This is a genomic window from Natronohydrobacter thiooxidans, from assembly GCF_001884735.1.
In the GTDB taxonomy this organism is placed as follows: domain Bacteria; phylum Pseudomonadota; class Alphaproteobacteria; order Rhodobacterales; family Rhodobacteraceae; genus Roseinatronobacter; species Roseinatronobacter thiooxidans_A.
Genome location: NZ_MJAP01000013.1, coordinates 71,070 through 95,999 on the forward strand (window position 1 = coordinate 71,070; position 24,930 = coordinate 95,999).

General features: G+C 63.6%; 19 protein-coding genes. 12 read left to right on the forward strand and 7 right to left on the reverse strand.

Features of this window, described 5'->3' with window-relative positions:
• Positions 1-11 precede the first annotated feature (11 nt).
• Positions 12-800, forward strand: coding sequence for a type III pantothenate kinase (locus tag BG457_RS09630; RefSeq protein WP_071796938.1), 789 nt, complete (start codon positions 12-14; stop codon positions 798-800).
• The gene (locus BG457_RS09635; RefSeq protein WP_071796939.1) at positions 797-2,470 is read left to right on the forward strand and encodes a ribonuclease J; all 1,674 of its coding nucleotides are present in this window, start codon (positions 797-799) and stop codon (positions 2,468-2,470) included. The genes BG457_RS09630 and BG457_RS09635 overlap by 4 nt, the downstream gene beginning before the upstream one ends.
• A 111-nt stretch (positions 2,471-2,581) precedes the next feature.
• On the opposite strand, the gene BG457_RS09640 is transcribed toward BG457_RS09635, so the two are convergent.
• The 3 genes from BG457_RS09640 to BG457_RS09650 form a co-directional block, all read right to left on the reverse strand.
• On the reverse strand, positions 2,582-4,588 hold the full coding sequence (locus tag BG457_RS09640) for a capsular polysaccharide biosynthesis protein (RefSeq protein WP_425434920.1): 2,007 nt from the start codon (positions 4,586-4,588) through the stop codon (positions 2,582-2,584).
• A 7-nt stretch (positions 4,589-4,595) separates the two neighbouring features.
• Positions 4,596-5,738 carry a polysaccharide biosynthesis/export family protein gene (locus BG457_RS09645; protein ID WP_245770970.1) on the reverse strand — a complete coding sequence of 381 codons (1,143 nt, stop codon included), beginning with the start codon at positions 5,736-5,738 and terminating at the stop codon, positions 4,596-4,598.
• A 92-nt stretch (positions 5,739-5,830) separates the two neighbouring features.
• Entirely contained in the window at positions 5,831-7,120 is a 1,290-nt protein-coding gene (locus BG457_RS09650; RefSeq protein ID WP_071796940.1) for a capsule biosynthesis protein, read from the reverse strand.
• A 185-nt stretch (positions 7,121-7,305) separates the two neighbouring features.
• On the opposite strand from BG457_RS09650, the gene BG457_RS09655 reads away from it, so the two are divergent.
• Positions 7,306-7,899: a riboflavin synthase gene (locus tag BG457_RS09655; protein WP_071796941.1), complete on the forward strand. Its 594-nt coding sequence runs from the start codon at positions 7,306-7,308 to the stop codon at positions 7,897-7,899.
• 79 nt (positions 7,900-7,978) lie between these two features.
• Here BG457_RS09655 and BG457_RS09660 read toward each other — a convergent pair whose 3' ends face one another.
• On the reverse strand, positions 7,979-8,845 hold the full coding sequence (locus BG457_RS09660) for a DsbA family protein (protein ID WP_084657588.1): 867 nt from the start codon (positions 8,843-8,845) through the stop codon (positions 7,979-7,981).
• A 288-nt stretch (positions 8,846-9,133) separates the two neighbouring features.
• Between BG457_RS09660 and BG457_RS09665 the strand changes: the two genes are divergently transcribed.
• From BG457_RS09665 to BG457_RS09705, 9 genes are all read left to right on the forward strand, one after another.
• Positions 9,134-10,357: an N-acetylmuramoyl-L-alanine amidase gene (locus tag BG457_RS09665; RefSeq protein ID WP_084657574.1), complete on the forward strand. Its 1,224-nt coding sequence runs from the start codon at positions 9,134-9,136 to the stop codon at positions 10,355-10,357.
• 123 nt (positions 10,358-10,480) lie between these two features.
• Positions 10,481-13,009 carry a penicillin-binding protein 1A gene (locus BG457_RS09670; RefSeq protein WP_071796943.1) on the forward strand — a complete coding sequence of 843 codons (2,529 nt, stop codon included), beginning with the start codon at positions 10,481-10,483 and terminating at the stop codon, positions 13,007-13,009.
• Between the two features lie 74 nt (positions 13,010-13,083).
• Entirely contained in the window at positions 13,084-14,211 is a 1,128-nt protein-coding gene (gene prfB / locus BG457_RS09675; RefSeq protein ID WP_071796944.1) for a peptide chain release factor 2, read from the forward strand.
• Between the two features lie 117 nt (positions 14,212-14,328).
• Positions 14,329-15,105, forward strand: coding sequence for a DUF2189 domain-containing protein (locus tag BG457_RS09680; protein WP_071796945.1), 777 nt, complete (start codon positions 14,329-14,331; stop codon positions 15,103-15,105).
• Positions 15,106-15,209: 104 nt separating this feature from the next.
• The gene (locus tag BG457_RS09685) at positions 15,210-15,992 is read left to right on the forward strand and encodes a DUF2189 domain-containing protein (protein WP_245770971.1); all 783 of its coding nucleotides are present in this window, start codon (positions 15,210-15,212) and stop codon (positions 15,990-15,992) included.
• Positions 15,993-16,352: 360 nt separating this feature from the next.
• A complete protein-coding gene (locus BG457_RS09690) occupies positions 16,353-17,438 on the forward strand; it encodes a Hint domain-containing protein (RefSeq protein WP_084657575.1) in 1,086 nt (361 codons plus the stop codon).
• A 69-nt stretch (positions 17,439-17,507) separates the two neighbouring features.
• Complete coding sequence (locus tag BG457_RS09695; protein ID WP_071796948.1) at positions 17,508-18,017, forward strand: hypothetical protein; 510 nt, start codon at positions 17,508-17,510, stop codon at positions 18,015-18,017.
• Positions 18,018-18,114: 97 nt separating this feature from the next.
• Positions 18,115-19,149 carry a cysteine synthase A gene (locus BG457_RS09700; RefSeq protein ID WP_071796949.1) on the forward strand — a complete coding sequence of 345 codons (1,035 nt, stop codon included), beginning with the start codon at positions 18,115-18,117 and terminating at the stop codon, positions 19,147-19,149.
• 9 nt (positions 19,150-19,158) lie between these two features.
• Positions 19,159-21,627, forward strand: a complete 2,469-nt coding sequence (locus tag BG457_RS09705; protein WP_071796950.1) for a DUF3772 domain-containing protein — start codon at positions 19,159-19,161, stop codon at positions 21,625-21,627.
• Between the two features lie 144 nt (positions 21,628-21,771).
• On the opposite strand, the gene BG457_RS09710 is transcribed toward BG457_RS09705, so the two are convergent.
• From BG457_RS09710 to BG457_RS09720, 3 genes are all read right to left on the reverse strand, one after another.
• Positions 21,772-22,233 carry a universal stress protein gene (locus tag BG457_RS09710; RefSeq protein WP_071797086.1) on the reverse strand — a complete coding sequence of 154 codons (462 nt, stop codon included), beginning with the start codon at positions 22,231-22,233 and terminating at the stop codon, positions 21,772-21,774.
• A gap of 64 nt (positions 22,234-22,297) precedes the next feature.
• Positions 22,298-23,002 (reverse strand): response regulator transcription factor, encoded by a 705-nt coding sequence (locus BG457_RS09715; RefSeq protein WP_071796951.1) that lies wholly within the window; start codon positions 23,000-23,002, stop codon positions 22,298-22,300.
• Positions 22,999-24,921 (reverse strand): PAS-domain containing protein, encoded by a 1,923-nt coding sequence (locus BG457_RS09720; protein ID WP_071796952.1) that lies wholly within the window; start codon positions 24,919-24,921, stop codon positions 22,999-23,001. Before BG457_RS09720 ends, BG457_RS09715 begins: the two co-directional genes overlap by 4 nt.
• Between the last annotated feature and the right edge of the window lie 9 nt (positions 24,922-24,930).

Below are 24,930 nucleotides of genomic sequence, written 5' to 3' on the forward strand. Positions count from 1 at the left end.
AGGCAGGCCCCATGCTTCTGACCATTGACTGCGGCAACACGAATACTGTGTTTTCCGTCTGGGACGGGACGCAGTTCATCGCGACATGGCGCACCTCGACCGATGTGACGCGCACGGCGGATCAGTATTTCGTCTGGCTGAACAGTCTGATGAACCTGACCGGGATTTATGCCGATATCACCGATGTGGTGATCTCCTCGACCGTGCCGCGCGTGGTGTTCAATCTGCGGGTGCTGTGCGACCGGTATTTCAATTGCCGCCCGCTCGTGGTGGGCAAGCCCGAATGTCTGTTGCCGGTGGCGCCGCGGGTGGATGCAGGTGTGCGCCCCGGCCCGGACCGGCTGGCCAATGCGGTGGGGGCCTTTGACCGCCATGGCGGCAATGTCATCATCGTCGATTTCGGCACGGCCACGAATTTCGACGTGGTGGCCGAGGACGGGGCCTATATCGGCGGCGTGATCGCGCCGGGGGTGAATCTGTCGCTGCAGGCGCTGCATCAGGGGGCCGCGGCCCTGCCGCATGTCGATATCACCCAGCCCGAGAAGGTGATCGGGACGAACACGGTCGCCTGTATCCAGTCGGGTGTCTTCTGGGGCTATATCGGGCTGGTCGAGGGAATTACCGCACGGATCAGGGCGGAATATGGCCGCGCCATGACGGTGATCGGCTCAGGCGGGCTGGCGCCATTGTTTGCGCAGGCAGAGAACCTGTTTGACAGGGTCGAGGATGATCTGACATTGCATGGCCTTCGCGTGATCCACGACTATAACAAGACGCACGGCACCAAGGAGCAGGCATGAGCAAGGACAGGCTGATCTATCTTCCGCTGGGGGGGGCAGGCGAAGTGGGCATGAATGCCTATATCTTCGGCTACGGCCCCAAGGGGCGCGAGCGGCTGATCCTTGTCGATCTGGGCGTGACATTCTCGGATATGGACGGCTCGCCGGGGGTGGATCTGATCCTGCCCGACACCGTCTGGCTGGAAGAACGCCGCGACCGGCTGGAAGCGATCATCATCACCCATGCGCATGAGGATCATGTGGGTGCGGTGGGTCAGCTCTGGGACCGGCTGCGCGCGCCGGTCTATGCGCGCGATTTCACCGCCCGGATTGCACGGCTGAAGATGCAGGATGCGGGGCATGATCCGCAGATCGTGAAGACGGTCGGCAAAGTGCCCGAGGCGCTGGATCTGGGCCCGTTCCGGGTGCAGTTCTTCCCGGTTGCGCATTCGCTGCCCGAAGCCTCCGGGCTGATCATCGACACACCGGCAGGGCGGATCGTGCATACGGGCGATTTCAAGTCGGACCTGACGCCGGGTGTGGGCGAGCCGCATGATCCGGCCATGCTGGAAGCCATCGGGCGCACCGGCGTCAAGGCGATGATCTGCGACAGCACCAATGTCATGAACACCCATGAAGGCCGGTCCGAGGCCACATTGACCGCACCGATCACCGAGCTGATGCGCAACGCCAAGGGGATGGTGGTGGCCACGACCTTCGCGTCCAATGTTGCCCGGCTGAAAACGCTGGCCGTGGCCGCGCAGGAGGCCGGGCGCTCGGTCTGCCTGATGGGCCGCGCCATGCTGCGCATGGTGCAGGTCGCGACCGAAGCGGGGATCCTGAAGGATATGCCGCCCACGGTCAGCCCGGAAGCCGCCAAGGATATCCCGCGTGAAAACCTGCTTCTGATCGTGACCGGCTCGCAGGGCGAGCGGCGCGCGGCTTCGGCGCAACTGGCGCGCGGCAATTACATGGGGATGAGCATGAAGGAAGGGGACACGTTCCTCTTCTCCTCGATGACCATTCCCGGCAATGAGCGCGATGTGGGGCGGATCGTGAATGGTCTGTCGCAGATGGGGGTCGATGTGCTGGATAACAGCCAGCGGCTCTATCACGTCTCGGGCCATGCCAACCGGCCCGATCTGGAAGAGATGCAGCGCCTGATTGATCCGGCTGTGGTGATCCCGATGCATGGCGAACACCGGATGCTACGCGAACATGCGAAACTGGCGCTGGCCAACGGGCGGCGGGCGCTGGTGGTGCCGAATGGCTCGATCTGCGATCTGACGGGCGATGTGCCGGTGCTGGTCGATGAGGTCGAAACCGGGCGCATCTATCTGGATGGCTCGCGGCTGGTGGGCGCGATGGACGGGGTGATCCGCGACCGGATCCGTATGGCGATCGGCGGGCATGTTTTTGTGACCCTGATCCTGGATGAAGAGAATGAGGCGCTTGGCGCGCCCTGGGCCGAGATTGCGGGGCTGAAACCCGAGGGCCGGGGCGGCGAGGCGCTCAATGAGATCATCGAGGCCGAGCTGGAGGAATTCCTTGCGCGGGCGGGTCACAAGATTCTGGCCGATGATGACAAGCTGAATGACGGGATGCGCCGCGTGGTGCGGCAGGTGGTGATGGAAGAGCTTGGCAAGAAGCCGGAAGTCACCATCGTGGTCAGCCGGTTGTTGGGCGACTGAGCCGTGATCCGGCGGAGGCCTGCGGCCAAGTTTATGTGAAGAAGGGGGCTGCCGCCCCCGTCTGGCCTGCGGCCAGCCGCCCCCGCGAGTATTTCGGGCAAGAAAATGATATCAGCGGCGCCAGAGTTGCGGGTAGGCGGCGAGCAGCCCTTGCAGCTTGGCAAGCGCACGCAGATGCGGCGGTCTGGGGCTTTGGCCTGAGGCAAGGCGCTCAAGCGCGACTTCGGGCGGGCAGGGCAGGCGGCTCACCGGATCGAGATAGCGCGGATAGGCGATCAGCGTGGCGTGGATGAAGGCGTCGAGATCAGGGCGCGCGCGGCGGCGGTCGGGGATCTCGCCCAGATCACGGGTCAGGCCCCAGCCCGCATAGAAAGGCGCGCCCAGCGTGGTCACAGGCAAGCCGCGCAGCAGCGCTTCAAACCCCAGCGTTGAGGTCATGGTCCAGACCTCTTGCACATGGTCGAGCAGCAGCACCGGATCGGCGCGCGAGAGCACCCTGTCGGCATAACGCAGCGCCTCGGTCTCCGCGATGGCGCCGGGGCGCAGACCGGCCTCGATATCGGGATGGGGCTTGTAGAGGATCACCGTATCGGGGTTCTGCGCGCGGGTTTCTCGCAGCAGGTCCAGATTGGTGCGGATCCGCGTGGTGCCCAAGCGGATCGAGGCATCATCCTCGACCTGGCCGGGCACAAGGATGCGGTGGCCCTGCGGCAGATCGGGCAAGCTGCCGCGCAGGTTGTACTTGCTCAGGCGCTGTTCGAGGATGGCCGCGCGCAGTGCTTCCGCCCGCTCTGCGCCACCGGGGGGAAGAGGCGCGGCGATCAGGGATTCCAGCCGCGACGGCTTCGCGGGATCGAAATAGATCCCCAGATCATCGGTGATCAGCGACAGCGGCGGGGTCAGTTCCGCCCCGAGCCCGCGCGAGCGCAGGAAGCCATCCTCGACGCGGATCACGCGCGGCGCGACTGGCGCGGGCGCCGCCCCCCAGATCAGATTGGGCCGCCCGGGGTCGGGTGCGGTGGCGAAACGCACCCGCTTCCAGTGCCCGAAGAAGCCTTGCAGATGGGCGCGTTTCCACAGCCGCATGTCCAGCGCGCAGTAGCCGTGGCGATCCTCGCGCCAGGCGCGGCGCAGGGCCTCCAGGTGATCGAGCGCGTCCTCGAAAGAACAGAGCCGGTCGCGGCACGGGTCATACCATCGTGGATAGAGCAGCATCGCGCCCGCGAAAAGCTGCGCGCGGGTCAGTTTGCGGCGGCGGCGGGGGTGGAGCGTCTGGTCATCGCTCAACCCCCAGCCGGCATAGAATGGCAGGCCCCAGACCCGCGGGCGATGGCCTGCGAGGATCGCCTCGAACCCAAGCTGCGAGGAGACTGTATAGACCGCGATGGCCCCTTCCAGCAATTCCCAGGGTGAGACCGGATCGCTGCAAAGCGTGATATGCGCGCCGGTGACATCCGCTTCGGTGAAATGGCCCGCGCGAAACCCGCCCATGGTCTCGGGATGGGTGCGGAGAACGATCCGCGCGCCGGGGAAGTCCAGTTGCGCCTGAACCAGCATGTCCTGAAACAGATGCTCGGATAGCGGCCCGTTCAGCCCGCCATGGGTGATCGAGGCATCGCCCCGGACCTGATCCACGACCAGCACATAGCCGGGCGCGGGTGGGGGGAGATCAGGGTCATGGGCGGCGTATTTGCTGAACTGCCCCTGTCTGAGCCGCGCCATGCCAAGGCGCGCGCGTTCCATCAGCGCGTGATCGTCGAAGGGATGCGTGGCGAGCAGGGTTTCCAGATCCGAGGGGCGCGCGGGGTTGAAGTGAATGCCGGTCTGGTCGATCAGCAGGCCGAGGGGCGGCTCCCCGCCCCGGCCCGGAAAGAGCGACCGCAGAAAGGCATCTTCCAGCCGGATGAGCCTTGCGCCTGAGCGCTGCGCTACCCATTCGCCGCGCGCGGCATGGGCGGCCTGGCCCCAGACCGCGACAGTGCCATCGCGCCCCGGCCAGCCTGTGCTGACCGGCAACCCCGCCAGCGCCATGATGCGCCGGATGCGCCTGGCGGTTGCCGAAGGACCGAGAAAACCGCCGGTGAAGGCATGGACGGATCCTTCGCCAGCGGTGGGCATGGTCAGGTCAGTCGGTGCCGCCGCGCGCCACGCGCCGCGCTGCGCCTGCCGCAGTCAGCGAACCGGTCAGCGCCGAGATCTGACGCGCCCAGAGCACCGAGGCGGCTTCGGTCACGAAGATCGTGTCGCCGTCGCGGATCTTGAAATCGCGGGCGTTGAACATGCCGGTGGGTGCGGTCAGATCCAGCACATAGACAAAACGCACATCGGTCACGAATTTGCCGATCCCGAGGATCTCGGTCGCGACCTCGGGCACTTCGTCGCGGAAGACGAACACCCCGGTCGGATCGGCGCGCAGCGGATCCAGCCCGCCAACCATGGCAAGGGCGTCAATGGCGGAAATCTGGCGGGAGTCGAAGGTGACACGGTTCGATGTGCCGGTCGCGCCCAGAACGGAAAAGGCGCGCTGGTCCTGGCGCACCAGAATCCGGTCGCCGGGGCGCATGGCGATATCCAGCGAGGGGTTGGAGAAGATATCCTGCAGCCAGGCGCTGTCCTGCCGGTTGCCGCGCGTGACCAGCACCTGTGCGGTTTCCAGCGGGATGGAAATGCCGCCTGCCGTGGCGATCATTGAACTCAGCCGGTTGGTGGCGCGCCCCACCGGATAGACGCCCTGCGCGGTCACGCCACCGGTGACAGAGACCGTGGCACCATCCCCCTGCGCGCGGGCGACGACAACCTGCGGGTCGGGCGTCTGTTCGTCCAGCGCACTTGTCAGGATGCGGCGCAGCGCGTCGGGCGTATGGCCTGCCGCGCGGATACGGCCTGCATAGGGCACGAAGATGAAGCCCGCATCATCGACCTGCAATTCTTCCACAATGGCGTTATTGGCCGTTTCCGGGGCCAAGAGACCTTCGGGCACGTTTTCATAGACATTCAGGCTGATCACATCGCCCGGCCGGATCGTGTCGCCGCCCATCAGCGCGCCAGAGCGCAGCGCGTGGCTGAAGCCCAGCGATTCAGGGCGGTTCGCGGCATGGCTGACACGTTTTGTCACCAGCACGACATGCGCATCGCCCGAGCGCATCACCGAGCCCTCATAGATTTCGCGCTTGGTCGGGCCATCGCGGGACACAGCACAGGATGCAATCGCCGCAACAGCGGCAAAGAGGGCCATGCGGCGGCCCATCGTCATGGTTTTCGCGGTCACTGCTCGGGCTCCTTTGAAAGGGCGTGCCTCTGATTTTTGTCTGACCATACAGGTTTCGGGCGAAAACGCCAAGCGTGGAAATGGCTTAGCGCCTAGCGCACCATGCGCAACTGTTGCCTTGGTGCCGCGTCGCCACTGATCAGGGCTGTATAGGGATCCTGCGGGGCGAGCATCAGATCCACCACATGTCGCATCAACTGCCTGCGCCCCCCCAAAGAATAGTAGCCGCCCGGAATCTGCGAGGTTTCCAGCAGGAAATGGCGATAATCGCGGTAGGCGCGCGCATCGGGGCGGGTGGGTTTGGCGAAAAATGTCTCGATGGGCTGGGTCGAGACAAATTCGGGCTTGTCATAGACCGCACGGCCAAAGATGCGCAGCGGCATGCCGCGCCAGAGCACCTGTTGCGCGGCGGTGGAATTGACGGTGACGGCCGAGCGCGCATGGTTGAGAAGCCGCGCGAGTTTTCCGCCGCGCAGGAAATGGACCCGGCCTTCGAGGTCATGGCCCTTGGTCAGGGCGCGGATGGTGCTGCGCAGGGGCGTGCGGCCATCTTCCAGCGGATGCGCCTTGATCACCAGATGATGGTGACGCGGCGCGCCCTTGGCGAAGCCGTCAAAGACCTGCATCAGGAACTGGGTCTGCGACTGAAACGGGCTATGGGCGCGGAAGCTCGAGTCATGTTCGAGTTGCAGGAGCACCAGATGATAGGGGAAGCCGCCGTTGCGCACGCGCCATGTCGCGATGCGGCGTTCCAGAGAATGCAAGGGCATCAGCCAGAGCCGCTTGAGGTAGAGCTTGAACTCCTGCGCCACGCTGAGGTCGCGATGCGGACGGAAATTGCGATAGCGCCAGTTCAGTGCCATGACGCAGAAATGGTAGAGCGCGCCGTAAAAGATATGCTGGCGCATATCGCCCCAATGCGCGGGCGGATCCGGCAGTTCCAGATCGCATTTCTCCAGCGCGCGGCGCATTTCCGGCAGGCCGAGTTCCATCAGTTTCGAATTGCCGTTGGCGCCCTCACGTTCATAGGTTACCCAATAGGGGCGCAGATAGCCTTCCTCGAAAACATGGATCGTCAGGCCAAGGTCGCGCGCGACCTCGATGGCGCGGGCATGGATCGGGCGCACATCGCCGTAAAGCGCGATATCGGTGATCTGATGGCGGGCGACGATGTCGCGAAACCGTGCGGGCCAGTCATCGAGCGTTTCGGTGAAAGGGATATAGCGCGACTTGTCGCGCCAGAAGACCGCATCGCCCTGATTGAAACCCACACGCCAGACTTCGGCCCCGGCGGCGCGCAGCCCCTTGGCAAGGCGGTTGAAGAACCACCCATGCGGCCCTTGCAGGAACAGAAAACGTCTGTTGTCACTCTCTACGCGCATCGCTCGCGCCTTTTTACTGGTTCTGTCAGACAGGGCCTCGGCCCGGATCATGGGATAGATTCACAATAATTCGTGAATGTCAGGACGATTACACATGATTTCGGCATCAATGTGGCGCGCTTGCCAAGGCGCGCGCTGCAAGGTAGCCCTGTCGTGACGGCAACAGGCGCAGTGCGAGGGGTTTCATGTTCACAGGCATCATCACGGATATCGGCATCGTCCGCGCGTTGGAGCCGAAGGGCGATCTGCGGGTGCGGATCGGAACGGGGTATGAGACCGCCGGAATTGATCTGGGGGCGTCGATAGCCTCGGATGGGGTCTGCCTGACCGTGGTCGCACTTGGGCCGGACTGGTACGAGGTGCAAGTGTCGGGCGAAACCGTGGCCAAGACCAATCTGGGCGACTGGGCGGTGGGCCGACGCGTCAATCTGGAACGCGCGCTCAAGCTGGGCGATGAGTTGGGCGGGCATATCGTGTCCGGCCATGTCGATGGGGTGGCCGAAGTGGTGGGCTTGCGCGATGAAGGCGAGAGCACGCGCCTGCGCTTCCGCGCGCCCGAGCATCTGGCGGGATTCATCGCGCCGAAAGGGTCGGTTGCGCTGAACGGCACCTCGCTCACCGTAAACGAGGTCGAAGGCGCGGAATTCGGGGTGAACCTGATCCCGCATACCAAGACCGTGACGACATGGGGCGATGTCGCTCTGGGGGATCGGGTCAATCTGGAGATTGACACGCTGGCGCGCTATGTCGCGCGGCTGCGGGATTGGGACAGGGGGTAGGGACCGGGGCGTTATGCCCCTGCCTTCGCCGGGCTTGCGTGCCGGGCGAGGGCAGGGCGCGACTTGCCCGGATACTGGCTCAGTCGCGCAGGGCCTGAGCCGTTTCGATCAGCACATCCGCATCCACGAAGCCGCGGATCATTTCAGTTTCCATCACGAAAGTGGGCGTGCCGCTGATCTGCAACCGCTGTGCCAGTGCACGGTTTTCGGCCAGCACAGTGCTCACGGGCTCGCTGTCCATCTCGGCCACAATGGCCTCGAAATCCAGATCGAACGAGCTCGCAAGCTCGTCCAGATACTCCGGCGTGATCGGGCCGTCATGGCGCATCAGCGCGTCATGGACGGCCTCATAGGTCTCGTCCCCGGCAAGGCGCAGCGTCGCCACGGCGAAGCGCGACGCGAGTTCCGAATCCGGCCCCAGAATCGGGAATTCCTTGATGATCAGGCGAATATTGCCATCGGTTTCTAGCAGGGTCGCGACTTCATCATGCGCGCGTTTGCAAAACCCGCAGCGATAATCGAGGAATTCGACCAGCGTGATATCACCCTCGGGATTGCCGCCGACCCAGGAATGGCCGTCATTGAACAGCGCTTCGGCATTGGCTTCGAGGATGGCGCGGTCCATATCCGCCTGCGCGGCGGCATTTCGCTGTTCATAGGCCGCCACGGCCTCGAAGATCACTTCCGGGTTCTGCAACAGATAGCTGCGCACGCGCGCCCCGAATTCGGCATCTGCTTCCGCGACCGCTGCCGGTTCTTCAACGAGCGCGGCACCGCTCTCTGTTTCCTCTTCCACCACCGGGGTTGAGGTCGCATTGCCGCTGCTGCCCGGCGAGGTGAGCACCAGAAGACCCAGCGCTGCAGCCGCGAAACAGGTTCCGATCAGACCGGAATCGGTGAGTTGAAGCGATCCGCTTTTGGTCGTGGTCTCTGAAGCTCCTGCCATCTGTGCGTTCCTGTCTTTCTGGGGCGCGAAGGCCATCCGGCGCGCGCGTCGTATCCTGTGTCAAAATCCTGCTGCTCTTAAATCCTGCGCGCGGCGTGGAATCAACCCTTGGCAGCGCGGCAAGGGGGCGCTTTCGGAAATGTGAGCGCTATTTCAGGGGTGTGTCCGCGGGAAAGCGGTTTTCCGGGGCAGGGTGAGCATGTATCACGGCATGAAAGGGCAAGAGCCGGAATAATGGCGGGGCAGCGCGTGGCACAGCATCGGATCGGAGTGTTTCGGAGGCTTGTCATGCTGGCAGCCATGCTCGCCATGGTCTGGTCCGGGCCGGGTCTCGCGCAATCGGGCCTTGGGGTTCAGGCGCGTGTGCTGGAAGAGGGCAGCGCGCTGACGGCCAGTCGCGACGCGATCACGCTTCGGCTGGCACTGAGCCAGCCCGTGCCCTTCCGGGTGCGGATGCTGGCCAATCCGCCGCGACTGGTGGTCGATGCCAATACGCTGGACTGGGGCGCCGCCGGGCTCGGGGCTGACCGCGCGCGACAGGGGCCGGTCGGGGCAGTGCGCATGGGGCATCTGCCGGATGGCTGGGCGCGTATGGTTGTCGATCTGACCGCGCCTTTCGCGCTGCGCCGTTCGGAACAACGGGTGAGCGAAGAGACGGGTCGCGCCGTGATTCATCTCGACCTGCAGCGCGTCGCGCTGGAAGAGTTCGAACGGCTCGCGCAGAGCGAGGCCGAGTTCGCGTCGCGCACAAGCCCTGCATTGCTGCATCCCGATGCGCCTGCGCTCCCGCCGACGGGGAATGCCGAGAGAAAGCCTCTGGTGATGCTGGATCCCGGTCATGGCGGGATTGACCCCGGTGCCGAGCGCGGCGGCGTGCGCGAGGCGGATCTGGTGCTGGATTTCGCGCGCGAACTGCGCGAGGTGTTGCTGCGCCGGGGCGTGTTCGAGGTCGGCATGACGCGCAATGCCGATGATTTCGTGTCGCTGGACGGGCGGATCCGCGCGGCACGCGCAGCCGGGGCGGATCTGTTACTGTCGCTGCATGCCGATGCGCTGCCCGAGGGCATTGCCACGGGGACGGTGGTCTATCTGCTGGGGGATGAGGCGAGCGACGATTCCGCGGCCTATCTGGCCGAACGCCATGACCGCGCCGATCTGCTGGCCGGGGTCGATCTGAGCCGCAACACCGATGAAATCGCCCGCGTGCTGATGTCGGTCGCCTGGCAGGATACGGCGCCGCGCGCGCGTGCGCTCGCGGATGCGCTGGTGGCGGGCATGGGCGCGGCCGATATACGGCTGCACCGCCGTCCGGTCCAGTCGGGCGCCTTCACGGTGCTCAGGGCAGTGGATATGCCTTCGGCGCTGATTGAACTCGGGTTCATGTCCAGCCCGCGCGATCTGGCCAATCTTCAGGATAGTACATGGCGCCAGCGCATGGCCGAATCCATCGCCGACGGGCTGGAAATCTGGCATCGCGAAGACCTTGCGCAACAGGCGCTCAGGCGGCACTGAGTGGCGGGCCGGTTCCGGTGTCGTTTCTGAGTCAGGGTCAATTTTCTGTTGACCGGCCCGTGTTTTGACCTGACGGGCCAAAGCGCTTATCGTATAGAGCGCAAAATACATAAAGAGGCGCGCGTGCTCAGAGCGATTCTATCTTTCTTTGGCGGAATTTTCAGTTTCGTCATAACCGCGGCTGTTTTCGTTGCAGTCGCGGTCGGGGGCGTGTTCTGGTTCTACAGTCAGGATCTGCCCAATCACGAGCAGCTTGCCAGCTACGCCCCGCCCACGATCAGCCGCATCTATTCGGGCGAAGGGCGGTTGATCGACGAATTCGCAACCGAGCGGCGCCTCTTCACGCCGATTGAGGATATCCCCGAGCCGGTGAAGAACGCTTTCATCGCCGCCGAGGACCGGAATTTCTATGTCCATACCGGTTTTGACGCGCGCGCCATGGCTGTGGTCGCCTATGAGGCTGTCGCATCGCGTGGCGAGAACCTGCGCGGCGCCTCGACCATCACCCAGCAGGTGATGAAGAACTTTCTGCTCTCCGGGGACCGGACGGGGGAACGCAAGATCAAGGAACTGATCCTTGCCAGCCGGGTCGAGGGCACCCTGACGAAGGACCAGATTCTGGAACTCTATCTCAACGAGATCTTTCTGGGGCAGAATTCCTATGGTGTGACCGCCGCCGCCCAGACCTATTTCAACAAGACCCTGGACGAGCTGGATCTGCATGAGGCCGCCTTTCTGGCAGCCCTGCCGCAAGCCCCGTCGAGCTATCACCCGGTGCGCAACCGCGACCGCGTGACGGCGCGGCGCAACTATGTTCTGGGTGAGATGCTGCGCAACGGGTTCATCACCAGCACTGAGCATGATGCCGCCCGCGACAAGCCGTTGTTGACGGTCCAGTCGGGCGATTTCCCCAATCCGCGCGCCTCGATGCCGTCGCGGGATTATTTCACCGATGAAGTGCGCCGCCAGTTGTCAGGGACGTTCGGCGAGGAAGAATTCTTCGCGGGCGGGCTGTCGATCCGCGCGACCATCGACCCCGAGATGCAGATCCATGCCGCCCATGCGCTGCAACGCGCGCTGGAGGAGTATGATCGCGGGCTTGGGCGGTTGCGGACCACGGGCCACACCATCGAGCCCGAGCAACTCGGGGACGAGGGGGCATGGCGCACTGCGCTGGCCGATCTGGAACTCGCGCGCGACATCACGCTGGGCAATCGCTGGTATCCGGCGGTCGTGTTGGAGGTCAGTGCCGACAGCGCCCGGCTGGGGATCGAGGCTGTTGCCACTGATTACCACGCGCCCCATGTGGTCGAACGGGCCGATATCAACTGGGCGCGGGGGTCGCTGTCGGACAATCTGAATGTGGGCGATGTGGTCTATGTGCGCCGCGTTACCTCGGACAGCGATGGTAGCCATATCCGCTGGTCGCTGCGGCAGGTGCCGAATGTGCAGGGCGGCTTCATGGCGATGGACGTCAATACCGGCCGGGTGATCGCCATGCAGGGCGGTTTTTCCTACCAGCATTCGGTTTTCAACCGGGCGACACAGGCGCAGCGTCAGCCGGGGTCTGCCTATAAGCCCTTCGTCTATGCGGCAGCGCTTGACAGCGGCTTCACGCCTGCCACCATCGTCAATGATGCGCCCATCGAGGTGAACACACCGCAGGGGATCTGGCGCCCCACCAATGCGTCGAACCAGTTCTACGGGCCGACCCCGGTGCGGCGCGGGATCGAGTTGTCGCGCAACCTGATGACTATTCGCCTTGCGCAGGAAATCGGCATGGATGTCGTCGGGGGCTATGCCGAACGTTTTGGCGTCTATGACCGGGCACAGCAATTCCTGGCCGCCTCGCTCGGGTCGCAGGAGACCACGCTGTTTCGCATGGTGGCGGCCTATGCCATGTTCGCCAATGGCGGCGAGCGTGTGGAACCCACGCTGGTGGACCGTGTGCAGGATCGCTGGGGCAAGACGATCTACCGTCATGACCAGCGCAACTGTGTCGATTGCGACGAGCGGGCCTTGCCTTCGGGCCGCACCCCCTGGATCACGCACAGACGCGCGCGGGTGATGGATGCGGTCACGGCCTATCAGCTGACCTCGATGATGCAGGGCGTGGTCGAACGCGGAACCGCCGCGCGCACCGTGAACCTGCCGGTCCCGACGGCGGGCAAGACCGGCACCACCAACGAAGCGCGCGATGTCTGGTTCGTGGGCTATACCTCGAATATCGTCGCCGGGTGCTATATCGGCTATGACCAGCCGCGCCCACTGGGGCGTGGCGCCGGGGGTGGCACGATCTGCGGCCCGGTCTTCAATGAGTTCATGCTGGAAGCAGTCAAGAAATATGGTGGCGGGCGGTTCCGCGTGCCCGAAGGCGGCTATTTCATGAAGATCGACCGCAATACCGGCGCGCGTCTGCCCGATGATGCAACCGGGGCGAATGTGGTGATGGAATTCTTCCGCGAAGGCGTCGAGCCGATCTTCGGTCTGGCGGCTGTGATTGACGGGGGCTTCTCGCTGGGTTCTGATCTGCCGATGTTCACACCGGGCGAGAGCTACGAGGCGTTGCAGAACCCCGATGCCGGACGCGGTCAGGTGCAGCAGCGCGCGCCCGCAAGCCTTGGCACAATCTCGACAGGCGGGCTCTACTGAGCCGCGCTTGCCCCTTCGGGCGCGCCGCGCTATGCACGCGCTTGAACAGACTGATCAGCGAATGGTGAGACGGAATGCGCTCTGAGACGCAAGGCCATATTGATGCGATCCGCAAATCCCTGACCCTGCTGGGCCAGCGGATGGACATTGAAACGGCCCCGCACCGGCTGGAAGAATTTGACGCGATGTCGGAAGATCCGGCGCTCTGGAATGACCCCGCGCGCGCGCAGGCGCTGATGCGGGACCGCCGCTTGTTGGCCGATGCGCTGGAAACCTACCGCTCGCTCTCGCGCGAGATGGAGGATCAGGTCGGGCTGATCGAACTGGGCGAAGCCGAGGGCGATACCGAGATCGTGGCGGAAGCCGAATCCGAACTGGCCAAGCTGGCCAGGGTCGCCGCCGAGAAAGAGCTTGAGGCGCTGCTGAACGGCGAAGCTGACAGCAATGACACGTTCCTTGAGATCAATGCCGGCGCAGGCGGGACGGAAAGCTGCGATTGGGCGTCGATGCTGGCGCGGATGTATGTCCGATGGGCCGAGAAGCGCGGCTACACGGTCGAGATGATGAGCGAGAGCGCGGGCGAGGAAGCGGGCATCCGTTCGGTCGCCTACAAGATCAGCGGCCATAATGCCTATGGCTGGCTGAAATCGGAATCCGGCGTGCACCGGCTGGTGCGGATCTCGCCCTATGACAGTTCTGCGCGCAGGCATACTTCGTTCAGTTCGGTCTGGGTCTATCCGGTGGTGGATGACAATATCGAGATCGAGATCAACCCCTCGGATATCCGCATCGACACCTATCGCTCTTCGGGCGCGGGCGGGCAGCATGTCAACACCACGGATTCGGCGGTGCGGATCACGCATATTCCGACGGGTATCGTGACCACATCGAGCCAGAAATCGCAGCATCAGAACCGCGAGATCGCGATGAATGCGCTGAAATCGCGGCTCTATGAGATGGAATTGCGCAAGCGCACCGAAGCCATCGAGGCCGCGCATGACGCCAAGGGCGATGCAGGCTGGGGCAATCAGATCCGCTCTTATGTGCTGCATCCCTATCAGATGGTGAAAGACCTGCGCACTGGGTTCGAGACATCGGATACCCAGGGCGTGCTGGACGGGGCGCTGGACGGGCTGATGGCGGCGACACTGGCGCGGGATGTTGCCGGAAAATCGCGGGCCGAGGCGACGGCGGGCGATTGAGCGCGGCTAACCCGGATGTGACCGCAATCCCCTGACCGGCGGCGCGGATTTTCTTGCGCGGCAGTATGTCGCAGGCTTAGACTTCTGGCATTTCAGGTCAGAAGAGGAGTCCAGCGCATGTCCGGCACCACGCTTCAGTCATCGGCCTCTCATCGGGCCAGCCCGCGCAATCTTGAGATAGCCGATCTGCGCGCGGCGCTTGCGGCGGGCTTCGCCGATTTCAGGGCCGCGCCCGCTTTCGGCCTTTTCTTCGCATTGGTCTATGTGCTGGGTGGGCTGGCGCTCTGGTTCGGTCTGGGGGCGGCGGGTCAGCCGGTCTGGTTCGTTCCCATCGCGGCCGGGTTTCCCCTGCTGGCGCCGTTTGCGGCCATCGGTCTTTATGAGGTCAGCCGTCGTCGCGAAGCGGGCGAGCCGTTGCTCTGGCGGCCGGTGCTGGGCGCGCTGAAAGGGCGGGGCGATGGCCAGCTTGCGCTGATGGCCGTTTGCGTGCTGATCATCTTCGGCTTCTGGATCATCCTCGCGCGCGGCATTTTCGCGATCTTCATGGCGCAGAGCGGGATCGGATTCGAAAGCCTTGGTCTGCTGGTCACGGGCAGCGGAATCCTGATGCTGCTGGTTGGAACGATGGTGGGCGCGGTCGTGGCGCTCGCGCTTTTCTCGATCACGGTGATCAGCCTGCCGATGCTGCTGGACCGCGAGGTGGATTTTGCCACCGCCCTGATCGCCAGTATCGAGACAGTGCGCAGTAATCCGCAGGTCATGCTGCGCTGGGCGGCACTGATCGCGGCCATCATGATCGTGGCGATGGCCCCGGCCTTTCTGGGCCTGTTCATTGCCCTGCCGGTTCTCGGGCATGCAACCTGGCATCTCTACCGGCGCGCGATTGCTGACTGAGCAGCCGAGATTTCACGCCAAGGACCACGCGTTCCGGCGCGAATTTCCTTGCGCGGCTTTCCGGCGCAGTTCTATCCTTCGCTCAGGGAACCGGAGGAAATCTTATGTCTGACCACATGTCCAGCGCGGCGCACCTGCCGCCATCGCCTGTTCCGGCACCTCAGAAACTGAGCCATGCCGATCTTGCCACGGTCTTGCATGCGGGCCTGCGCGACTTTCTGCGCGCGCCGATCTTCGGCATCGCCTTCTCGCTGGTCTATGTTCTGGGCGGGCTTGTGCTATATGCGGTGTTTCTCGCCTCGGGGCAAAGCTGGTGGTTCATTCCCATCGCCGTCGGGTTTCCACTGCTCGCGCCCTTTGCGGCGACCGGCCTCTATGAGGTCAGCCGCCGACTGGAGCAGAATGAACCGCTGAACTGGACTGCTGTCGCTGGCTGCGTTCTGGCGCAGAAGGACCGGCAGGTTCCGTCCATGGCGATGGTGATCATGCTGGCTTTCATGTTCTGGGTCTTTGTGGCGCATACGATATTTGCGCTGTTCTTCGGCCTGCGCCCGATCACGAGTTCGACGGCAGAGATGCTGCTGTCAGGGCCGGGGCTGATGATGCTGCTTGTCGGCGGTACGATCGGCGGGGTGATGGCGGCGACGCTGTTCGCGCTGACGGTCGTTTCGCTTCCGCTGCTCCTGGATCGCGAGGTCGATTTCATCACCGCGATGATCACCTCCTTCAAGGTCGTGACGACCAATTTCGCGGTCATGGCGGTCTGGGCCGGGCTGATCGCGGTGCTGCTTTTCGCCGGGATGCTGCCGCTGTTTCTCGGGCTGTTTCTTGTACTGCCTCTGCTCGGGCATGCCAGCTGGCACCTGTATCGCAAGGCCCTTCCCTGAGACCTGATTCGCCGCCGGAATCATAGTTAACAAAAAGAGCTTCCAGGCTTCGCGCGCAGGTTGTTCTTTGCGTGCGCGCGGACGCGCCATAGGAGAGGCGCCTGTGACGGGCTTGAACGGATTTGCCGACAAACCGGATTGGCCCGCCTCGTTGTTTCTGTTTTGAGAACAATGATGCTGTGTTTTTAGCAGTTTTGTTTCGGCACGCCATGTTTTTGCCGCAAACTACAGGCAAAACCCGGTACGTTAAGATATGTTGTGCTGTGAAGGGCAATTCTGCTTTGCGCAGAATGTGAAACATATGGTTTTGGGAAGGGTGCAGCAGGCGCCACCCTCGTACTTGGTGGAAGGTGAACAGCGATGCCTTTGGTTACAGTTAATGATCTCATCCTGACCCGCGGTACCGGCATTACGACGGAAACCGAGATGGGGACGACCTTTACCTATGACGACCACCCGGATCTGTCCGAACTCAAGGATGTGCGCGACGGATTGGTGTTCGACACCCCCGAGGGCACATTCGGCAATCTCATCCCGGTCGGATCGACAGTCGAAATCGACGGTGTGACCTATTCACTGGTCGGGGTGCACGAATTCTGGGGCACCTATACCAAGATTGACCCGGAAACCGGCGAAACCTTCACCCAGCAAGGCCAGACTGTCGCGCTGACGCTTGAGGGACCGGATGGCGGCACACTCAGTTTCCTGTCTCCCTCCGACACGTTCAACATCGATGACCCGTGGCTGCCGGGCGCGATCGTGAGTATCGAAGTCTCGTCGCCCCCGGTCGATGAAGGGGTTGTCAACCTGACGCCGGGCAGTGACGACAGCAAGCTGAGCAATGATGACGATGTTGAAATCCCCTGTTTCGTCGCGGGTACGTTGATCGACACGGCAGAGGGGCGCAAAGCTGTCGAAACGCTTGCGGTCGGTGATCTGGTGCTGACGCGCGATCATGGTTACATGCCGCTTGTCTGGACGGGCCAGCGCAGCATTGACGCGGCAGAACTGGCCGCGCAGCCGGAATTCGCGGCAGTGTTGCTGCGTGCGGGATCGCTGGGGCTGAACACCCCCGAGGTGGATACCCGCGTCTCGCCCGCGCACCGCGTTCTGATCTGCGGCGCACAGGCCGAAATGCTGTTCGGCGAAAAGGAAGTGCTTGTTCCGGCCGGGCATCTGGTCGGGCAGCCGGGCATCGAGCGCGACAGCCGTCCGGTCAGCTATGTGCATGTCATGTTCGAATCGCACCAGATCGTGCTTGGTGACGGGATGTGGAGCGAGAGCTTCCAGCCCGCCGACCATTCGCTTGACGGGCTGGGTGCCGAGCAACGCGACGAGATTCTGGCGCTCTTTCCCGAACTCGCCGGGAAAGCCGGTCAGTCCGCATACACGGCGGCGCGCATGACGCTCAAGGCCCATGAGGCCCGCCTGCTTTTCGCAGCCTGATTTTTCCTGACAGTTTACCCGAAGCGCTCTGCCTCTGGCGGGGCGCTTTTTCCTTTGTGGCGCCGCTCCATGTTCAAGCGCGAGGGCTGGACAGTCTGCGCCAGTCAGGGCAATCTGGCCGCAAAGAAGGAGTATTACATGCCAGCAGTTCGGGGCCGCAGTATTCTTACCACGCTTTTCGGAGTAGTCGGGCTTTTCTGGTTTGGCTTTCACGCGCTGGAATATGTTCATGGGCGCTATGATGCGCTGGCGGGCTATCTGCCCTTGCCTGTTCCCATGGGGTTGGGCGGTCTGTTCGATGCCATGCCGCAATGGGCGGGACTGGCGCTGACCCTGACCATCTGGACGGGGCTGCTTGGCGCGCTACTCTTGTTGCTGGGCGATCGCGCGTCGGTGCTGTTGCTGGCCCTGACACTTCTGGTGGCACTTGTGACGCTGGTCTGGGGCGCGCTTGCCTTTGCGCAGGGCCTGACCGAACTCGGGCAGATAAGTCCGCTGTTCTTCGGTGCGGGTCAGGCTGCCGTGGCTTTCGGGCTATGGCTGTTTGCGCGCACTGCCAAGCGCTACGGCTCGCTCTGACGCCTGGTTTTCTTGCCCCGGTCACAGCTGCGTCAGGGGCGCTTGTGATCGCGCGCCGCTTCATGGACGGTGCGCAACATTGTCATTGGAGTCTGACATGACCCTTCATGCAAACCTGTCCGCTGCGATAGGGAACACCCCGCTGATCCGCCTGAACAAGGCCAGCGCCGCCACGGGTTGCGAGATCCTCGGCAAGGCCGAGTTCCTCAATCCCGGCCAGTCGGTCAAGGATCGCGCCGCGCTCTATATCATCCGTGACGCTGTGGCGCGCGGCGAGCTCAAGCCCGGCGGCACGATTGTCGAAGGGACTGCAGGCAATACCGGGATCGGTCTGGCGCTGGTGGGGGCCTCGATGGGATTTCGCACTGTCATCGTCATTCCCGAAACCCAGAGTCAGGAAAAGAAGGACATGCTGCGCCTCGCTGGCGCAGAACTGGTCGAAGTGCCTGCCGCGCCCTATCGTAACCCGAACAATTATGTGCGCTATTCCGGGCGTCTTGCGGCCGCGCTTGCCAAGACGGAACCCAAAGGGGCAATCTGGGCCAATCAGTTCGACAATGTGGCCAACCGGCAGGCGCATCTGGAAACCACCGGCCCCGAGATCTGGGAACAGACCGGTGGCAAGGTCGATGGCTTCATCTGTGCTGTGGGCTCTGGCGGCACGCTCGCGGGGGTTGCTCAGGCGCTTCAGCCCAAGGGCGTGAAGATCGGGCTGGCCGATCCCATGGGCGCGGCGCTTTACAGCTTCTACACGACCGGCGAGATGGTATCCGAGGGCACATCCATCACCGAAGGCATCGGGCAGGGGCGGATCACGGCCAATCTCGAAGGCATGCAGCCGGATTTCTGCGCGCAGATTCCCGACGAAGAAGCGCTGCCGATTGTCTTTGATTTGCTGGCCGAGGAGGGGTTGTGCCTTGGGGGGTCGTCCGGGGTGAATGTGGCCGGCGCGATCCGCATGGCGCGCGAGATGGGGCCGGGGCATACCATCGTGACGGTGCTGTGCGACTATGGCACGCGCTACCAGTCGAAACTGTTCAACCCCGAGTTCCTGCGCGGCAAGGGCTTGCCCGTGCCGGAATGGCTGGCACGCTCCGCCCGGTCCCTGCCACCCGTTTTCGAGGATGCATAAGGGACCGCAATGCCTCTGATCCGCATCCTTGCGCTGGCACTGATCTGTGCGCTTTCGGGCCTTGCAACACCCGTGCAAGCGCAAGACCCTACTGCGCCCAATGGGTCCGCTTCCGCACCGGCACAGCCCACAGCGCCCGACTATGAGGCGTGGCGCAGTTTTGCGCAGCAGGCGGAGAGCCAACTCGACGGGCGGCCGGTCACCAGCGAGCAGCTTGCAGAACTGCGGGCCCAACTCGTCGCGTACCGGACCCGGTTTCTGGCAGCGCAGGATGCCAATCAGACCCGTATCGCCAGCCTGCGCGACCAGATCGCCGCGCTGGGGCCCGCCCCCGAAGAGGGCGCGACCGAGGCGCCGGAAATCGCCGAACGCCGGGCTGAGTTGGCAGAACAACTGACCGCGCTGCAGGCGCCGGGGATCGCGGCGCAAGAGGCGTTTCGCCGCGCGGACGGGCTGATCCGCCAGATCGACACGACCCTGCGCGAGCGCGACGCCGAAGCGCTGCTGACGCTCTGGCCCTCGCCGGTCAATCCGGTCAACTGGGTTGCAGCAGTGGATGCGGTCTGGGGGACCAGTTTCGTTCTCGGAACGCAGGTGCTCGGGGTGGTCGATGACCCGGCCCGCATGCGCGAATTGCGCTCGAACCTGCCCGTGTCGCTGCTTCTGTTGCTGGTCTCAGGCTTCGTGTTGTTGCGGGGACGGTTCTGGATCGAGCAGATTGTCGCGCGCTGGCTGAGTGATGGCAAGACGCGTCGCGGCAAACGCATTCTGGCGCGTCTGCTGTCCTTGACTCAGATCCTTGTTCCTGTGACGGCGGTCATTGCCATCAGCTTCGCGCTGGAGCTGAGTTCGCTTCTGGGAACCACCAGTGAGCCTGTCACAACCGGGATGGTTGTTGCAGGAATGGCCTATTTCACCGCGCGCTGGGCGGGGCGGCAGATGTTCCCGGTTGAGGACGGCGCGTCGGCGCCCTTGCATCTGCCCGCGAACCGCCGCCGGGAAGGGCGTTTCTGGGCCAATATGATCGGGCTGGCCTTGGCCGTTGCCAGCCTGTTCGACGAACTCTTTCCCGTCGACACCAATTCCGATGCGGCCAATGCCGTGCTGGCCTTCCCGGTACTTGTCTTCATCGGATTGGTGCTCTTCCGGCTCGGCATGTTGCTGGGTCAGCACAATCAGGCGATCCGGGAAGATGAGACGCGCGTGCCCCGCTTCCTGGACCGGATGATCGCGGTACTTGGCAAGGTGCTGATGATCGTCGGTGTAGGAGCTCCGGTCTTTGCTGCGATCGGCTATGTGCAGGCGGCAGAGGCGTTGCTCTATTCCACGGTCACCTCGCTTGGGTTGATTGTTGTACTGCTCTTCCTGATGCAGCTTGACGATGACATTTACTGCGTTGTCACCAAATCCGAGGAAGACCCGGATTCGGCGCTGATCCCGTCACTGTTCAACTTTGTTCTGGTGATCCTGTCGCTGCCGGTTTTCGCGCTGATCTGGGGGATGCGCCCCACCGAGTTGTTGGAATTCCTGCAAGTGTTGCGTGAAGGGTTCCGCATCGGGGACACGCGGATCTCGCCGACAAATATCCTGAGCTTCGTCATTGTATTCTCGATCGGGTTTCTGGTCACACGCATCCTGCAAGGCGCGCTTGAAAGCTCGGTCCTGCCCAAGACCAAGATCGACAAGGGCGGACAGAAAGCCATCATTTCGGGTACCGGCTATGTCGGTATCTTCATTGCGGCGCTGGTGGCGATTTCGACTGCCGGGATCGATCTGTCGGGGCTGGCGATCGTCGCGGGTGCGCTTTCGGTGGGTATCGGCTTTGGCCTGCAGAATATCGTGTCGAACTTCATCTCTGGTGTGATCCTGCTGATTGAACGCCCCGTGGCCGAAGGGGACTGGATCGAGGTGGGCGGCACAATGGGGACCGTGCGCTCGATTTCGGTGCGCTCGACCGTGATCGAGACCTTTGATCGTACCGATGTCATCGTGCCCAATGCCGATCTGATTCAGGGAACGGTAACGAACTGGACGCGCTACAACTCGCTGGGGCGGATCTCGATCCCGGTTGGTGTGGCCTATGGGGCGGATACGCGCAAGGTGGCGCGCATTCTCAAGGAGATCGGCGAGAATGAGCCACTGGCGTTGATTGATCCGGCGCCGCAGGTCCATTTTATGGATTTCGGCGCGGACTCGCTGAATTTCGAGTTGCGGATGGTGCTGAGTGATGTGGGTTTTGCCATGGCCGTGCGCACCGAATTGCGCCATCAGATCGTCGAGCGGTTCAAGGAAGAAGGCATCGAGATTCCCTTTGCGCAGCGCGATATCTGGCTGCGCAATCCCGAGGCCCTGCGCGGAGAAACGCCCGCGCCGGAGCCCGAGGAACCCCGCGACCCGCGCGATGCCGAGGCCCGGACCGAGATGGTGCGCGACGAGGTTCTGGATCAGACGGATAGCGATTCTGACGGCGACCGTTGAGCCCGGGGCTGTGTGCGATCAAGCGATGGGGGCATATTGAAAACAAGGAGGTTTCCTTGCCCCACAGGCCGGATGAACCCCTGCGAGCCGCAGATCTGAGTCATCGTCTCAGGCGCGAGCAGGCGCATTGCTTGTGCGCCGGTTTCAGCCTCTGGAAATCTCTTCCAGACGGTCACGCGACAATTCTCCGGGCACGATGGTGATCGGGATCGGCAGGCTGCCCGAACTGCGCGCAAGCTGCGTGACCAGCGGTCCCGGCGAATTGCCCTCGGTCCCGGCCCCCAGCACCAGAATTCCGATTTCCGGGTCTTCCGCGATCTGGGCGAGGATTTCATCCACGGGCTCGCCTTCGCGGATCACCAGTTCGGGGTTGATGCCTTGCCGGTCGCGCATCCATTTGGCGAAGACCTCGAAATGCGCCTCGATCCGCTCGCGTGCTTCGGCCCGCATCAGATCCGCGACCCCGGCCCAGCCCTGAAATTCCTCGGGCGAGACGATGGACAGGATCTGTACCTGTTCGCCCGTGCGCGCGGCCCGCAAGGCGGCGAAACGCATCGCATTCAGACATTCGCGGCTGTCGTCGAGGATCACCAGAAACTTGCGCATCATTGCCCCTTGAACCGGCTCAATCGCGCCATATTGGCGCAAGCCTGCAGGACTGTAAACTGTTTCAGCCCCAGCTCACATCGCCCAGAAAGATATAGCCCGCGCCGTAGATGGTCTTGATCAGGCGTGGATTGCGCGGGTCTTCCCCCAGTTTGGTGCGCAGCCGCGAGATCCGTACATCCATCGCGCGGTCAAAACTCTCGCCCGCAGCACCCCCCAGCGCATCGAGCATCTGCGTGCGCGAGATCAGTCGCTTGGGGCTTTCCAGAAACAGCCGCAGCACTTCGCCCTCGGCATGGCTGAAGGGGATTTCCGGGCCCTCGTCTGGGATCAGCGCGTAGCGGTCGAATTCCGCCACCCAGCCGTTGAACCGCGCGCGGCTGGTGCGCGCTTCGGGCTGGGGCGCAGGTTTGCGCAGGCGCGCGCGGATCCGCGCCACGACCTCGGCCGGATCGAAGGGCTTGATGATATAGTCATCCGCCCCCAGTTCCAGCCCTGTTACCCGGTCCTGCACCTGCGCGCGCCCCGAAATGATGATGATCGTCGCCCCCGATTCCAGTGCCAGGCGATGCACCAGCGCCAGCCCGTCGCGATCCGGCAGGCCCAGATCGACCAGACAGACATCCGGTGTCATGCGGCGCAAAGCTGCCTCGAACTCGGTCGCGCGCCCGAAGCTTGAGGTCTGAAACCCCGCCTCCTGCAGCGCGGTCGAGAGCACCTGACGGATTTCCGGCTCATCGTCCAGAATGGCGATATGGGGCTGGCTCATGGCATGGTCTCCAGCGCGATGCGCAGATCGTTCAGGGTAAAGGGCTTCGGCAGGACCGGGAATTCGGCGCGGGCATCGGCATGCAGCGAATCCGTGGCGGGCAGGGCGGTCATCAGATGCAGCCGTGTCATGCCACGCGCGCGGCAGGCCCGCAACAGATCAAGCCCCGAGGCGCCATTGCCCAGATTGATATCCGACAGCACCAGATCAAGGCCGGGCAGGTCGAGAAGCGAAAGCGCCTCGTCATGGCTTGCGGCCTCGATCACCGAATGGCCCAGATCGCGCAGCATCTGGCGGACGGATTCGCGGATCGCATCGGTGTCCTCGACCAGCAGCACCATACCGCCCGCGCTTTCGCTGCGGGGGGCGGCAGGCTTATAGGGCAGGCGCAGCGTCACTTCTGCGCCGCCCTGCGCGCGATTGCCCAGCCGGACGGTTCCGCCGGAAAGCGTGATCTGGTCATAGACCATCGCCAGCCCCAGCCCGGTGCCTGCGCTACCCTTGGTCGTGAAAAACGGGTCCATGGCACGGTTGAGCGCGGCCTCGCTGAACCCGGTGCCGGTATCGGTCACAGTCAGTTCCAGCCATGTATCCCCCAGCTTGCGGGCGCTGACAGAAATCTCGCCGCCGCGCCCTGCCAGCGCGTCGCGGGCGTTCAGGATCAGGTTCAGCAGGCTGTCCTGCAGCACGCCCTGATCCAGCATCAGCGACGGCAGATCGTCGATGCTGACATGCACAGCGATATCCGGCGGCAGGGCGGGGCCTGCCATGAGCTGCAGATCCCCCAGCAGGGCTGCAAGATCGGTCGGCTGCAGGCGCATCTCGCGCGCGCCGGACATGGTGGCGATGCGTTCCAGTAACACGCCGCCGCGCCGGGCTGCGGCAATCGTGGACTGAACCGCCTGCAGGATCTGTTCGGGCAGATCCGTGCGGCGGGCCAACTGGCCCTGCAGCCCCAGAATGATGGTCAGCAGATTGCCGAAATCATGCGCCAGTCCCGAGGACAGCTGCGCCGCCAGCTCCCGCTTGCGCGTCTGCGCAAGCGCGGCGCGGGCCTGTGCTTCCTCGGTGACATCCATCGACATGACGTAGATGCCGTTGATCGGACCAGTCCCCAACCGGTCAGGTGTCAGCGCCAGCCGGATGCGGCGGCCGCTCTCTTCATGGGTGAATTCCTGCACCAGATTCTCGCCCTCCAGAACACGCTCCAGCCAAGGGTTGATCTGGTCGAAGACGGCCCCGAGCGCCTCGCGCGCGCTCAGCCCCACGATATTCTGCGGCAGGCCCGGAAAGACCGATGACAGCCGCCGGTTCGAGAATGTGTAGCGCAATTCGCGGTCCAGATGCGCGATATGGGCGGGCATCATCTCGGTGGTCAGGCGGGTGCGGGCCTCCATCTCGGTCAATTCGCGCTTGGCCTGTTCCAGCGCGGCATTGGAGGCGGCCAGCGCCCGGTTGGTCTGGGCGAGCCGCTCGGCATGGGCCAGAACCTCGCTGGTCAGTTCCTCGGAATGGGCCTGCAACAGCCGTTCCTGCAGTTTCACTTCGGTGATGTCGGTATAGACCGTGACCCAGCCACCCTGCGGCAGGGGCGCGCCTTCGACGCTGATCCAGCGGCCATTGGCGCGTTCGCGTTCCATGTAATGCGGCACGAAAGCGCGCGCGGCCTCGACGCGGATGCGTACAGCATCCTCGATATCCTCGACCGCGCCATATTCGCCGCGTGTCACCAGATAGCGGATCGTGTCCTCGAAGGCCGCACCGGGTTGGGCGAGAGCATCGGGCAGGTCGAACATGGTCTGATAACGACGGTTGCTGACCGAGAGCCGCAAATCGCTGTCGAAGATCGACAGCGCCTGCTGGATCATGTTGAGCCCCGCGCCCATCAGCTTGATGCGGGTTTCTTCCTGCACTGCCATTACTCTCTC

Coding starts and splice junctions, on each gene's coding strand:
- BG457_RS09630 (WP_071796938.1), top strand. CDS start 12: ATGCTTCTGACCATTGACTGCGGCAACACGAATACTGTGTTTTCCGTC.
- BG457_RS09635 (WP_071796939.1), top strand. CDS start 797: ATGAGCAAGGACAGGCTGATCTATCTTCCGCTGGGGGGGGCAGGCGAA.
- BG457_RS09640 (WP_425434920.1), bottom strand. CDS start 4,588: ATGCCCACCGCTGGCGAAGGATCCGTCCATGCCTTCACCGGCGGTTTT.
- BG457_RS09650 (WP_071796940.1), bottom strand. CDS start 7,120: ATGCGCGTAGAGAGTGACAACAGACGTTTTCTGTTCCTGCAAGGGCCG.
- BG457_RS09655 (WP_071796941.1), top strand. CDS start 7,306: ATGTTCACAGGCATCATCACGGATATCGGCATCGTCCGCGCGTTGGAG.
- BG457_RS09660 (WP_084657588.1), bottom strand. CDS start 8,845: ATGGCAGGAGCTTCAGAGACCACGACCAAAAGCGGATCGCTTCAACTC.
- BG457_RS09665 (WP_084657574.1), top strand. CDS start 9,134: ATGCTGGCAGCCATGCTCGCCATGGTCTGGTCCGGGCCGGGTCTCGCG.
- prfB (WP_071796944.1), top strand. CDS start 13,084: ATGCGCTCTGAGACGCAAGGCCATATTGATGCGATCCGCAAATCCCTG.
- BG457_RS09680 (WP_071796945.1), top strand. CDS start 14,329: ATGTCCGGCACCACGCTTCAGTCATCGGCCTCTCATCGGGCCAGCCCG.
- BG457_RS09685 (WP_245770971.1), top strand. CDS start 15,210: ATGTCTGACCACATGTCCAGCGCGGCGCACCTGCCGCCATCGCCTGTT.
- BG457_RS09690 (WP_084657575.1), top strand. CDS start 16,353: ATGCCTTTGGTTACAGTTAATGATCTCATCCTGACCCGCGGTACCGGC.
- BG457_RS09695 (WP_071796948.1), top strand. CDS start 17,508: ATGTTCAAGCGCGAGGGCTGGACAGTCTGCGCCAGTCAGGGCAATCTG.
- BG457_RS09700 (WP_071796949.1), top strand. CDS start 18,115: ATGACCCTTCATGCAAACCTGTCCGCTGCGATAGGGAACACCCCGCTG.
- BG457_RS09705 (WP_071796950.1), top strand. CDS start 19,159: ATGCCTCTGATCCGCATCCTTGCGCTGGCACTGATCTGTGCGCTTTCG.
- BG457_RS09710 (WP_071797086.1), bottom strand. CDS start 22,233: ATGCGCAAGTTTCTGGTGATCCTCGACGACAGCCGCGAATGTCTGAAT.
- BG457_RS09715 (WP_071796951.1), bottom strand. CDS start 23,002: ATGAGCCAGCCCCATATCGCCATTCTGGACGATGAGCCGGAAATCCGT.
- BG457_RS09720 (WP_071796952.1), bottom strand. CDS start 24,921: ATGGCAGTGCAGGAAGAAACCCGCATCAAGCTGATGGGCGCGGGGCTC.